The following is a 12653-nucleotide window of genomic DNA, read 5'->3' as shown; positions in this document are numbered from 1 at the left end:
TATTAAAGTAGCTAGACTTCACGAGAAGATAGCGAACGCCCGCAAAGATTATCTGCATAAGATTTCTACCGAAATCATCAAAAACCACGATGTGATCGGTGTAGAAAATCTCCAAATTTCCAATATGATCAAAAACCGAAAACTATCCAAATCGATTAGTGATGTGAGCTGGTCGATGTTCACGTCTATGCTCGAATACAAAGCAAAGTGGTACGGGAAGCAGTTGGTAACCGTATCGAAAGTTTTTGCGAGTTCACAGCTGTGTTCCAAGTGCGGATACCAAAACAGGGAAGTAAAGAATCTCGCTGTTCGAACGTGGGATTGCCCAGACTGCGGCTGCCAGCACGACCGCGACCTAAATGCGAGCTTCAATATACTAAAGGAAGTTCAACGACTCCTTTCAACCGTCGGTGCGACGGGGCTAGCCTAATCATTTGAACGAACCGTTAGGTTCGTGCTCTTAGGAATCCCCCAACTTCAAGGAGTTTCAGCGAGTAAGTGGGGGTAGTTCAAATGTACCAAAAAATAATAGTAAAACTAACATAATGACTGTACCAATGATTATTATTTTCTTTTTCATGAGTCATAATTTCTCCTTGTGTGTTTAAACGCTCCTTAATTTTACAATAAATTCAGTAAATCCTCATCTATGATGGTTGTTCATAAAGTAGTAAAGAAAATTCCCTGATTATAGCTATTTGATAAAATTACTTATATCAAACAGGAGGTGGCTCTAAATGAAGCCCAGAGTTTCTGTAATAACGATCGGCGTAGATAACCTTGAAGAATCATTACATTTTTACCGTGATGGCTTAGGCTTCCCAACTGATGGCATAGTTGGTAAAGAATTTGAGTATGGTGCTGTAGCGTTCTTTGATTTACAACCTGGTCTAACACTTGCTATTTGGAAACGTCAAAGCATCGCACATGAAACTAAAGTGCAAGTAGGCAGCCCAAGTCCTACCGAATTCACTCTCGGTCACAATGTAAATAGTAAAGCTGAGGTAGACGATGTTATGGCAAAGGCGAAAAAAGCAGGTGCCTATATCACTGACCCAGCACATGATACATTCTGGGGTGGATACTCCGGCCATTTCCAAGATCCGGATGGTCACTTGTGGGAAGTAGTATGGAACCCAGAATGGGAAGAAGTTGAGTAGCCACCCATCAGGCTGGTATGTACCTGCCTGATTCACAGCACGTTTACCTCTTGCCTTCATAAAGCCCCAGTTTTTTGGAGTATTCATTCGAATATCCACGCTTTAAGCTATACAGTGAAATATTCTATCCCATTCACTTAATCGCCTTGCTTACTCGCCAATAGTAAAATAACGAAGAAACAAAAAAATAACCGAATTCGACGACGAGGATGGTTTGCAAGACTACCAGCCTAAAGCTAGCATCCCAAATTTCTCCACGAAGGATAACATCCATATCCGAAGTGACGAACCATAGATATAGAATCGTCAACGGCAAGAAAATACCTCCCTGCCAAAGAGTAACTCGTCTGGCATGCTTTAACTTATGATACGGGTCACTGTACAACTGTGGTTTTTCCTCTTCACTAGTGTAGGTTTTCACCCACAACGTCCAGGACATAAAGAAAGAAGAATGGTACAGTTGACGCCAACCGCGGTCGCTATGCAAATAATAATAGTCCGATTCGATCGATTTTTGAAAATCAGCCGCATAGCTTACCATTCTTGGTTCTCCTTCACTGAAGGAAAACCGAAGCCCCCATCTGCTGACTTTTTCTAAGTGATATCCTTTTAGTTCCATCGTCTCCAACCATTTTTCTAAACGGTCAGGAGCATACTGCCAGGCCAGCCGCCACTTCGTAATTGCAATAGGGCTTGAATGCTGTTCAGAGGAAGGTGAAGGCTCTACCTTCATTTTTTTCAATCCTTTATGTAACGTCAGTGTCGAATAAGGAACGAGCGTCCAAAGCGTCAATCCTACAGTAATGGTAATTGCCCAATAAGGACTGGGAACGAACGTACCCGATCCACCACCTAAAAAAATAGTGAGAGTCACCGTCCCCATAATGCCAGCTACTGTAAGCATATAAATGAAAATCGCCATGAATATATAGTAATGAACTTTGTTCCGTGACACTATGCTATCCCTTAACGGCTCCTTGTTCGCAACACCCTCATGACGGATCAGTCTCCAGCGTCCTTCTTTCGTGATCGATTCCCAGCCTGAATCTACTAAAGACTGGGGAAAGTGGTCGACCTTCTCATATTGAAGTCTATATGTACAGGTTTCAGGATTGTTTTTTGTGAAATGGAATTTCCTTGACCACCGATTGAAACCAGTCAGAATAAGCCCTTCACTCGCTTTATTTTCCAGCCATTTTTCCGTTTTGACCGGGTCGTAACTCCAAAATGGTCGAAAAATCGATGTGTTCATAAAAATTCCTCCCTATATTGGACCGCATTATGGTAAAGTTCATTCAGCCTTTCCATCTCCATCCGCATAATTCTTTTACCGTCTTCTGTCACTTCATATACTTTTTTCCTCTCACTATCCGCGTACTTGACGATCAAACCATCGCGCTGCATCTTCGTCAATGTGCCATAAACGGTTCCAGAGCCTAAACTTATCCTACCTTTTGTCAAGTTCTCGACATGTTTAATGATGCCGTAACCGTGGCGGGGTTCAGTTAATGCAAGCAAGATGTAGAAAGCAGTTTCAGTCATAGGTATGTAGGTTTTCTCTGGCTTTTTCACTGATCGAGCCCCCTTTTTCCATTTTCAAGTATGTCACACTATGACTATATCACACCGTGACATAGTGTGCGCGATTTTTTGAACGTCGGTTTTAAATTTTTCTAACCTTTAAGATTCGGGAGATCCGTCTCTTGTGCGTAGGGCGGAACTGGTTGTTTTACCCTTCCCCTGCCTGTTTGGTATGTAGTAAGGGCTCAATATTGAATTACGTCTATAATAGCGTTATAAACACTGAAGTAATTGGACTCTGTTAAGGTTTATTATTGATATTACTAACAAAAAGAGGAACTCCCAACTTTATGGAAGTTCCTCTTATTACGGGCATATTACACTAATCCCCCATTACCGAAAAAATTTATTTCAAGTTATAGTGGAGCAAGTTCTCAATTAATATGTCTTTTAGTGAAAATGACATTAACTCTCGCTAACCTTCTTCTCAGGAGGATACTTTTCATCGAATTCTTTTATTGCTCTTTTTCTTGTGCGCATTAATAATACGATAGCTCCAAGGATACATCCAGGTATACTAGCTCCAGATTTGCGAATGATATGCCCATTGGCTTTAAAGATTGTTCACAGTTTTTTCTCTAGATCCTCAATCCTCTTTTCAAGATCTTTTACAGTTTTACTATTACTCATTGCTGTGGTAAAAGCAGTAATACCGAAAGTGAATGCCGAAATTCCAAACACAAAGCTGATTATTATGAAAGTATCCATATTATCCCCCCACTAAAACTTTACAATTACACTTCAATTGACCCCAAAACTCACGAAAGTTAAAACATGATATTCCCAATGCTGATATAGTATAGAGGGTACTAATTAAGAATAAATAAAGCCCCCATTAGCGAAAGACTTGAATTTAAGGTATATTTTTCATAAAGAATTTCCTGTTCTATGGAAGTAACTCTTAATCCTTTAAAGAGAGAACCAGATAGTTAGTACTACTACTATAACAGAAGTAAAGATGCCTGATTTATAATCTTTTCTTCTGTACATCATTAAATTTAGTATAGAGACAGTAATCAAACCGATGATAACAAGAATGAAAGTGATATTATAACTTTTAAAAACATACAAGTTAATGATGAAAGTTAATACTATTAAAGGAATTACTACATATGAGGCTATTTTATCGAACTTTCCAGCCATTTCTACCCTCCTATAAAAATCATATTTTCCATTTTGATACATTTTTTCTGATTTTCTATTACATATCTTCGTAAATGGTTTCTGGCTCTAAAAAATATCCAAATGACAATCGCCTGCGGTTCTGGAAAGATTGAATTCAAAGTGCTTTTACCCATCAAGACTAGTCCTTCCGCTCTAACAAAGCTTAAGTGAGGAGTAGAATAGCAATGATAATAAATGCCGCCGAAATCGTTCCCATAAAAATAGTCCCCCATATCTTTCTTCCATATTGATAGTAATACCTGTATCCAATCGTAAATTGAGTGATAAGGACTAGCGTTCCCCAGTAAATCAATAGATCTTGAGGAATGAATAAATCGATTACGAATAGGATGATGGACACTATAATAGCAATATTACCAAGTACGCTCATAAATCTTTTCATAACAGTGCCCCTTTAAAACGAGAATATTATAGGTAGTACAAACACAGTTAAGTGGGTAAATAAGCAAGAAATGTTTATTAATTTATCTCTTCTGCTTTGCACAACGAAAACTCGCTATGATTGGAACTAAAGTTAGTGCAAGCCTCGTATTCCCGTAGGAAAGAAAATCGCTGCGGCAAAACCAGCAATTAAAATTAAAGCAGTTCCTTTCTATAAATTACGAACACTCATTTTTAAAGTTTCAAAAAATTATCCATTCATACCTAATACCTCGAGAATAAGTCTTCAACTAACCTGCTCGTTTAGCAAAAAAGCGATTGCTCATATTGAACAATCGCCTCCTGATGTGAAACACTTGAATTAGAGATATCTTCCGGTAGGTTTGCAAATAATACATTCAATAGTTGAAAACTTGAAGTGAAGATAATAGGTTTACTTTCTGTATCCTAATGTAGAGTACTCAAATGCTCATGAACTACTTTCCATCCCTGACCATCCTTTTTAAATACATTTGTCCCTTTTCCTTGACCTTCCTTTAGTGTACCATCTATCTTTCCTGCCCAGTGAAATTTGTATATGCATACGGCAACGGTATCACTTGTACTTATCCAATTTACACCATATATTTGATATTTTTCATCACGGATATGATCCCACGTTTTTTCAAAGTAACTTTTAAGATTTTCATGTCCATAGACATTTTCATCAGAAAAGTAATATACAGCTTCTTCACTTATTAACTCAGACACATTTTTGAAATCATGAGTGTTTGTTGCTTCTTCTAACAACTTCAATGCTTGTTGAGGAGTTGATGCAAACATCGAAAGCCCTCCCAATTTTAAATTATTCTTTTATACTCTCGAATCTCATCCCTTAATTCTCTCTTTTATTAATAAGGTATAAATATTGATAAACTCAACATATCATAAGTCCTTAATCATGAGAACGTTGACCATTGTTAAAGCACACCGTCAAGAGTATTTGTGCTGGTGAACTCATACATTAAAGTGATAAATTCGTTTAGTTGTTTATAAGCAATAAAGCCTAACAAAATCGAGATTAACCAAATAATCACACCTAATATTGAAAATAAATAAGGTGAATTTGATACCCACAATAGGGTATCAAAAAAATAAAAAACCAATAAAATTAAAGCTAATCCCTTCATACCATCTCTCTTCTTTCCTCTATAAACATAACCACTACAGACTAACTTGCATCATAAATAAATTAGCGTTTTTTATTGAGTTATTCCGCTCGTTAGCAAAAACGATTGCTCTTATTGAACAATAGCCGCCATTACCACCCCCCCTCTCTATTAGCTAATTTGTACTAAAACTGGAAACCCTGCTAATCTAAATGAGTTTATAATTATAAAAGGCACCAGCCAATTTAATGACTAGTGCCTTTGTTAGTATGAATTACTTTTCAATCCATTCGTCCATGTTATCTCTACCATGAATATCACGTACAATAGATATAAGTAAGTTTAAGTCAATTTCCCCATTTAAGTCTTTGTTGTCCCTGATATCCACCTAAGATACTATCATTCCCATAATAAGGTATCTTCTATGCTCTTCTTTATACAGGCTGTAATCTAAACCTATCGATAAACCCGTACTTCAAACGGCTGAAGCCGCCCAACTTCCCTCATACCTTGATCATAGTTGCTCAAGCAGACCTCCTCTCTACTTCCTGCCACAGACTCCTCATCGATAACAGCAGAATCTTTCGTCAAATTTGCCATAATGAGAAATGTCTCTTCCTCAAATCTTCTCGAATATGCAAAGATTTGATTGTGATCCGGAAGTTCAAGCTGATAGCTTCCATATACGAGCGCAGGATATTCCTTTCGCAGCTGTATTAAACTCTTATAAAAGTTGAATATGGAATCCGGCCTCGCCATTGATTCTTCGACGTTAAGTCCAACATAGTTCGGGTTGACTTTCATCCACGGGGTGCCTGTTGTAAAACCGGCATTATGTTCTGAAGTCCACTGCATCGGTGTCCGTGAATTATCGCGTCCGGTATGCCAAATCGATTCCATCACTTCTTCGTGCGTTTTTCCGTTCACTCTTTCATGGGCATAGAAGTTTTTGGCCGCGACGTCATCATAGTCATCGATTGAAAGAAATTTCACATTGGTCATCCCTATTTCCTGTCCTTGATATATAAACGGGGTGCCTTGCATAAGAAAATAAAAGGCAGCTAAACATTTGCTTGATGGTTCATGGTATTTATCATCATCCCCCCAGACGGACACCGAGCGGGGAAGGTCGTGGTTTTCTAAAAAAAGTGCGTTCCACCCCGATCCCTCAAGCGCCGTCTGCCATTTTGTGAAAATGCGTTTTAAGGCGTGGATATCTAGGCTTTTTCCAACTTCTTTTCCCCACAAGTCGGTATGTTCAAATTGAAAAATCATATTGAATTTGCCGTCCTTCTCCCCGACCCATTCGCTGGCTTCATCAACACTGACACCATTCGCTTCGCCTACGGTCATAATATCGTAGTGGGAGAAGGTCTGCTGATTCAGTTCCTTTAGATAAGTTTGTATCCCATCTTGATTCCGATGACCGTCAAAGGAACAAACATAGTCCTTCTGCTCAGGATTGGGAAGGTCAGGAAACCCGGATGCTTTTTTTATGTGCGAGATGGCATCAATTCGAAAGCCGTCAATTCCTTTATCAAGCCACCAGTTGACCATCTCGTACAACGCCTTTCGCACATCCTCGTTTTCCCAATTTAAATCAGGCTGCTTCCGGGAAAAAATGTGCATATAATACTCTGCCGTCTCATTATCATACTCCCAGGCGGATCCTTCAAAGATGGATGCCCAATTGTTCGGTTCTTGTCCGTCTTTTCCCGGATGCCAAATGTAAAAATCGCGGTACGGGTTGTCTTTTGACGACTTCGATTCAATAAACCATGGGTGTTCATCGGACGTGTGGTTGATGACTAAATCCATAATCAGCCGCATGTCTCGTTTATGAACTTCTTCCAGCAGTTGATCAAAATCTTCCATCGTCCCGAATTCAGTCATAATCCCCTGGTAGTTACTAATGTCATATCCGTTATCATCATTTGGCGACGGGTACACCGGACAAATCCATATCACATCAATGCCCAACTCCTCCAAATAATCAAGTTTCGAGGTGATGCCTTGAAGATCGCCGATTCCGTCACCATTTGAATCCATAAAGCTGCGCGGGTAAATCTGGTACGCTACCGCTTCTTTCCACCATTGTCTTTCCATTTCCTTACCTCCTGATTCACTGTATTCATCACTTCACGGCTCCTTCAGAGACCCCGGCAATGATTTGTTTCTGGGCAAAAAAGTATCCGATGATTACCGGTATAATCGCAATCGTTAACCCAGCTAATGCCAGGTGCCATTGCTTCGTATACTGACCGAAAAAGAAAAACATCTTCAACGGAATCGTTGCATTTGCTTCACTTAACACAAGAGATGGAAGCAAGTAATCATTCCAAATCCAAATCACATTTAAAATTCCGACCGTGACGGATATAGGTTTTAATAAAGGAAAAATGATCCGCCAGAACAATTGAAATCGATTCGCTCCATCGATAATCGCTGCTTCATCCATCGACTTCGACACGCCCGTCATCGCCCCGTGATATAAGAAGATCGATAAACTGCATCCAAACCCTAAGTACATGAAGATTAATCCTCCAGCGTTCAGCATATTCGCCTGTCCAAATAATGCGACCAGCGGAATCATAACGGACTGAAAAGGAATCAGCATCGCCGCTACAAATACAAAGAACATGACAGCGCTCAACTTGCTCTTATTTCGTGCAAGCGCATAGCCGGCCATCGAAGAAAAAATAATAATCACGGCCACACTTAACCCCGTAATCAATATCGAATTAAACAACGACTTAAGAAACTCAAGCTCAATAAATGCCTCAATATAGTTCCCAATAGTCCACTCTTTCGGGAAGCCGAGTACACCTGTGAAAATATCTCGCTTCGTTTTAAAGGCATTGACAATCATTAAGTAAAAAGGAGCAATCCATATGAGACCGAGCAATAAACCGAATACTTCTAGCGAGATTAAATTTCGCTTCTCGTTATTTTTCTTCATTACATTTCCACCTCTCGTTTTTTGTTGTAATACACCTGGGTCAACGCAACAACTGAAACGATAAGGAAGAAGATGACGGCTTTCGCCTGAGCGTAAGCCATGTCGTTATCGGAGAATGCCGTATTGACGATGTCCATGGCTACCATCTGCGTTTGATCCGCAGGACCGCCATTCGTTAACGACAAGTTCTGATCATAAATTTTAAAAGACATCGACAGCGTCAGAAACATGCTAATCGTAAAAGCGGGAGCCACCAGCGGAAACGTGATATTTTTAAAGCGCTGAATGGGACTTGCTCCGTCTATTTTCGCCGCTTCAATCAAGTCTTTCGGAATATTTTCAAGGTAAGCGATATAAATGATCATAATGTAGCCGGCCATCTGCCAGCAGGTAAGAATAACAATGCCCCAGAACCCTGTGTTCGCCGTAGAGAGCCAGCCGTTAAAGCCTTCAATTCCAGTAAGGTTGCCGATATCTCCAAATACGCTGATAAAAATAAACTGCCAGATAAACCCAAGAATCAGCCCGCCGATTAAATTCGGCATAAAGAAAACGGTACGCAGCAAATTGTTCGACTTAAGGTTGCGGGTTACGATCAAAGCAAGCCCAAGACCAAACAAATTCAATAAAAGAACGACGACAAAGGCAAACTTCGTTGTAAACCAAACCGCCTGCAAAAACTCTTCTTCCTGAAACAACCTTATGTAATTCTGCCAGCCGATAAAAGTTTCCGCCCGTAGCCCATTCCAATCGGTAAACGAATACACCAGACCATAGAGAAATGGAATGACGACTACAATGACTAATCCTAATAAAACAGGAGTAAGAAACAACCAAAATGAAAGCGTCCGATTACTCATAATATCCTCCTCGTGTTTTTAATTGAGGAGAGCTAACAACCTAAGCTGTTAGCTCCCCTTCATTTATTTATGATTATTTGCGATAGTTTTCCCAGCGGCTGATGGCCTCTTCTTCTACCTCGTCCCAGCTCTTATCTCCACTTATATACTCTTGAATATAACCGCCGATGTCCTCGCCCCACGTGCCAGGGTAGCCAAGCAAAACCCAGCCGATCGTCTCCCCTTCAGACGCGTATTGATAAATTTCTTTTGACAGCGGATCTGCGATATTTTCAGTGTCGAATCCTTCATATGCTGGAATAAATTTAAAGTCTTGAAGCACTGCTTCTTTGCCGACTTCAGATGTGTACATATAGTCAATGAAATCCTTCGAAGCTTGAATTTCTTCTTCTCCACTGTTTTTGTTCACAGCCCAGTAGTTGGGAATTCCAACAGGCATCTTACCTTCGAATCCTTCAACTGGTATAGGAATAATGCCCATGTTCTCTTCAGCAAATTCAGGGGCCATCTGCTCAACAGATGGGTAAATCCAATTCCCCTGCTGAATAATCGCGACTTCTTCTAAAGAAAAATACTGCTCAACCTGCTGAGAGTAATCCAAAGTCAAGGTTGGCTGAATCGAATAATCATTCTGTAAATCAATCATTCTTTGAAACTCGCTGCCTTTTTCGAACGCTACACTGTCCGCCTCATATGCATTCAAAACTTGTTGATCAAATTCCGGCGCAATAAACACATTCGATAGATGGCTTCCAGGAACCCATTTCTCTTTAGCAGGGAAAGCGAATACGGATTTTAATCCTAACTCTTCTTTTTGACTGTCCAATTCTTCCACGGCACTCTCAAGCTCTTCATAAGATTGAATCTCTTCCGCGTTTATATCTGCTTCTTCAAAAATTCGCTTATTATAGATCAGACCATACCCTTCCTGGTTAAAAGGAAGACCGTGCACTTCTCCATCTTTTGTTACAGGGTCCAGGCTGCCTTCAAGTGCCGCTTCTGCTGAAGCCGTATCCGATAAATCGGCTAAATAATCCTCAAACATCTCCATTTCGGTAGGGCCGGCGGCACTGAAGATTTCCGGTTCATCTCCAGAAGCGAACCTCGTTTTCAAGGAACCAGCATAATCATTACCACCGCCGACACTCGTGATTTTAATATTAACGTTCGGGTTTTCTTCTTCATATTTTTCAGCAAGTGCCTCGAACTGATCTTTAAACTCTACTTTTCCCTGAAAAATCTCCACCGTTACTTGATCGCCTGACCCTTCACCTGAACCTCCAGAGGAAAACGAACACCCTGCCAACCAAAGAGACGCCGCAATCATAATCATCACTTTCTTCATTTACTCTCCACTCCTTTTACAAATATGATATCGGTTTCATAAATTCACAAAAAATATAAAAGACAGACTTCCCCACTTATTAAAGCTCCCCCTACTAATTAATCTGAACAAGAAGTATGCGACTTATATGATATCGGTTTCATGTTGCTATAAAAATAAAAACCGATATCACGCTTTTCTTTTCTAATTTGAAGTATACGTCAAAATGATATCGGTTTCAATAACTTTTTTTAAAATTACGTAGATTTTCTGACAAGGAGTTCCACAGGCAGTTCGATCTGATTATAATCAGCGTCTTTGCTGTTCATCAGCGTAATCAGCTGGCCGACAGACTTCTCCCCAAGCTCATTTATAGGCTGGCGGATCGTCGTAAGTTTCGGCTCAATAATTTCGGCGATGGGCTGATCATCAAAGCCGATGACCGCAAGATCCTCAGGAATAAGTACGCCATTTTCCTTTGCTTCCATAATAACCCCAGCCGCGATCTCGTCACTTCCTGTAAAAATAGCAGAAGGACGTTCGTCCATAGTCAGCATCTGTCTCATCACTTTTTTCCCATCGTCAATTGTATGCTTGTTAATAAAAATCCAGTTTGTCTGAATGCTGAGCCCAACTTCAGCTAGTGCCTGCTGGTAGCCGTGGTTACGGTCCTTGTCTTTGCCATCATCGGCAAATAAGCCCCCTGTACAATATCCGATCTTCGTATGCCCTTTATCAATCAAATGTTTCGTACCAATATAGGCACCCTTCGCCTGATCCAGCCGGACGATCGGTGCTTTAGAATGCATCAAGTATTCGTTACACAAAACAATTGGCCCAAACGCTGTGTAAGGCTGAATCACATCCCAATCGTTTTCGATCGATGTCATGATCAGTCCATCCACCTGGCGATTTTTAAGCAAGTTTAAAAAATACAGTTCTTTATCTTTATTTTCATTGCTTTGGAAGATCAATACCTGGTAATTGTTCTTGTACGCCTCTTGTTCAATCGAGTTGACTAGATACGAAAAAAACGGGTTTACGATTCTCGGAACAATCACGCCAATCGTACTAGTAGTCGATCCCCGGAGCCTTCTCGCTGATGGATTCGGAACATAGCCAAGCTCCTTCATCGCTTGCTCCACTCGTTCTCGTTTTTCTTTTGCGATATATGGGTGTTTGTTGATTACTCTTGAAACGGTAGCTTTCGACAATCCTGATAACTGCGCTACGTCTGAAATCGTCGGCATTTTTCATCACTCCACTACGCTAGTATATGAAATCAGTTTCATATCTTATTTTAATCAAGTTTGAACGATTAAGCAATGGGTAATAGTTTTCGGGATTCCAAGTTATTCATATTGAGTTTTGGTACACTTTAGCTAAATGCTCTGATAGTGTTGATATTACAAACGAAAAAAGAACTCCTAATTTTATGGAAGTTCAACTGCAACATCAGAGTAAAGACGCTAGTTTAACGATAAAGCAAGTCCTTTGCGCAAGTATTTTTGTGGAATCATTTGTTTTATCCCAGGTTTCACTGGGAATATTCCCAGTACAAACCTAACAAAGGAGGTATTTATTTATGGCAGATAAAAAAGGCTTCAGCGATAAAGTAAAGGGCGCTGTTAATAAAGTAAAGGGTGAAGCAAAGGATCAGGCAGGCAATGCTAAGGACGACCCAAAAATGCAGAGAGACGCCAAGAAAGATAAAATAAAAGGCGAAGTACAGAACAAAACCGGCGACGCCAAGAAGCAGGACGAGGAAAAATAAGCTGCATTGGTAAGGGCTGTCCAAAAAATGATATGCTCCCTTTTAAGTAGACAGATGAATTGAACTACCCCCACTTACTCGCTGAAACTCCTTGAAGTTGGGGGATTCCTAAGAGCACGAACCTAACGGTTCGTTCAAATGATTAGGCTAGCCCCGTCGCACCGACGGTTGGAAGGATCCTTTGAATCTCCTTCAATATATTGGAGCTTGCATTTAGGTCGCGGTCGTGGTGGCAGCCGCAGTCTGGGCAATCCCACGTTCGAACAGCGAGATTCTTTACC

13 protein-coding genes are annotated in these 12653 nt (G+C 40.4%); 3 read left to right on the top strand and 10 right to left on the bottom strand.

Going from position 1 to position 12653, the window contains the following annotated elements:
* Nucleotides 1-430: RNA-guided endonuclease TnpB family protein (locus tag ACTWPM_RS20280; protein WP_443134788.1), on the top strand; the 430-nt coding region annotated here is incomplete at its 5' end.
* A 307-nt stretch (nucleotides 431-737) separates the two neighbouring features.
* Nucleotides 738-1160: a VOC family protein gene (locus ACTWPM_RS20275; RefSeq protein ID WP_443134787.1), complete on the top strand. Its 423-nt coding sequence runs from the start codon at nucleotides 738-740 to the stop codon at nucleotides 1158-1160.
* A gap of 133 nt (nucleotides 1161-1293) precedes the next feature.
* On the opposite strand, the gene ACTWPM_RS20270 is transcribed toward ACTWPM_RS20275, so the two are convergent.
* The 9 genes from ACTWPM_RS20270 to ACTWPM_RS20230 form a co-directional block, all read right to left on the bottom strand.
* Nucleotides 1294-2412, bottom strand: a complete 1119-nt coding sequence (locus tag ACTWPM_RS20270; protein ID WP_443134786.1) for a DUF2812 domain-containing protein — start codon at nucleotides 2410-2412, stop codon at nucleotides 1294-1296.
* Nucleotides 2409-2702 (bottom strand): PadR family transcriptional regulator, encoded by a 294-nt coding sequence (locus ACTWPM_RS20265; protein ID WP_443134790.1) that lies wholly within the window; start codon nucleotides 2700-2702, stop codon nucleotides 2409-2411. Before ACTWPM_RS20265 ends, ACTWPM_RS20270 begins: the two co-directional genes overlap by 4 nt.
* Nucleotides 2703-4068: 1366 nt before the next feature.
* Nucleotides 4069-4308 (bottom strand): hypothetical protein, encoded by a 240-nt coding sequence (locus ACTWPM_RS20260; RefSeq protein WP_443134785.1) that lies wholly within the window; start codon nucleotides 4306-4308, stop codon nucleotides 4069-4071.
* Between the two features lie 446 nt (nucleotides 4309-4754).
* Nucleotides 4755-5129 carry a YybH family protein gene (locus tag ACTWPM_RS20255; protein WP_443134784.1) on the bottom strand — a complete coding sequence of 125 codons (375 nt, stop codon included), beginning with the start codon at nucleotides 5127-5129 and terminating at the stop codon, nucleotides 4755-4757.
* Nucleotides 5130-5911: 782 nt separating this feature from the next.
* Nucleotides 5912-7561: a glycoside hydrolase family 13 protein gene (locus ACTWPM_RS20250; protein WP_443134783.1), complete on the bottom strand. Its 1650-nt coding sequence runs from the start codon at nucleotides 7559-7561 to the stop codon at nucleotides 5912-5914.
* A gap of 28 nt (nucleotides 7562-7589) precedes the next feature.
* The gene (locus ACTWPM_RS20245; protein ID WP_443134782.1) at nucleotides 7590-8414 is read right to left on the bottom strand and encodes a carbohydrate ABC transporter permease; all 825 of its coding nucleotides are present in this window, start codon (nucleotides 8412-8414) and stop codon (nucleotides 7590-7592) included.
* Nucleotides 8414-9274, bottom strand: a complete 861-nt coding sequence (locus ACTWPM_RS20240) for a carbohydrate ABC transporter permease (protein WP_443134781.1) — start codon at nucleotides 9272-9274, stop codon at nucleotides 8414-8416. Before ACTWPM_RS20240 ends, ACTWPM_RS20245 begins: the two co-directional genes overlap by 1 nt.
* Nucleotides 9275-9347: 73 nt before the next feature.
* Nucleotides 9348-10619 carry an ABC transporter substrate-binding protein gene (locus ACTWPM_RS20235; RefSeq protein ID WP_443134780.1) on the bottom strand — a complete coding sequence of 424 codons (1272 nt, stop codon included), beginning with the start codon at nucleotides 10617-10619 and terminating at the stop codon, nucleotides 9348-9350.
* Between the two features lie 236 nt (nucleotides 10620-10855).
* Nucleotides 10856-11848, bottom strand: a complete 993-nt coding sequence (locus tag ACTWPM_RS20230; protein WP_443134779.1) for a LacI family DNA-binding transcriptional regulator — start codon at nucleotides 11846-11848, stop codon at nucleotides 10856-10858.
* Between the two features lie 335 nt (nucleotides 11849-12183).
* On the opposite strand from ACTWPM_RS20230, the gene ACTWPM_RS20225 reads away from it, so the two are divergent.
* Complete coding sequence (locus ACTWPM_RS20225) at nucleotides 12184-12372, top strand: CsbD family protein (protein WP_443134778.1); 189 nt, start codon at nucleotides 12184-12186, stop codon at nucleotides 12370-12372.
* A 142-nt stretch (nucleotides 12373-12514) separates the two neighbouring features.
* On the opposite strand, the gene ACTWPM_RS20220 is transcribed toward ACTWPM_RS20225, so the two are convergent.
* A partial coding sequence (locus tag ACTWPM_RS20220; protein ID WP_443134789.1) for a zinc ribbon domain-containing protein occupies nucleotides 12515-12653 on the bottom strand: 139 nt, incomplete at its 5' end.

The sequence above is a fragment of the Halobacillus sp. K22 genome (assembly GCF_052246795.1).
In the GTDB taxonomy this organism is placed as follows: domain Bacteria; phylum Bacillota; class Bacilli; order Bacillales; family Halobacillaceae; genus Halobacillus.
The sequence above is the reverse complement of the archived record's forward strand: the minus strand, read 5'-3'. Positions and strand labels throughout refer to the sequence as shown.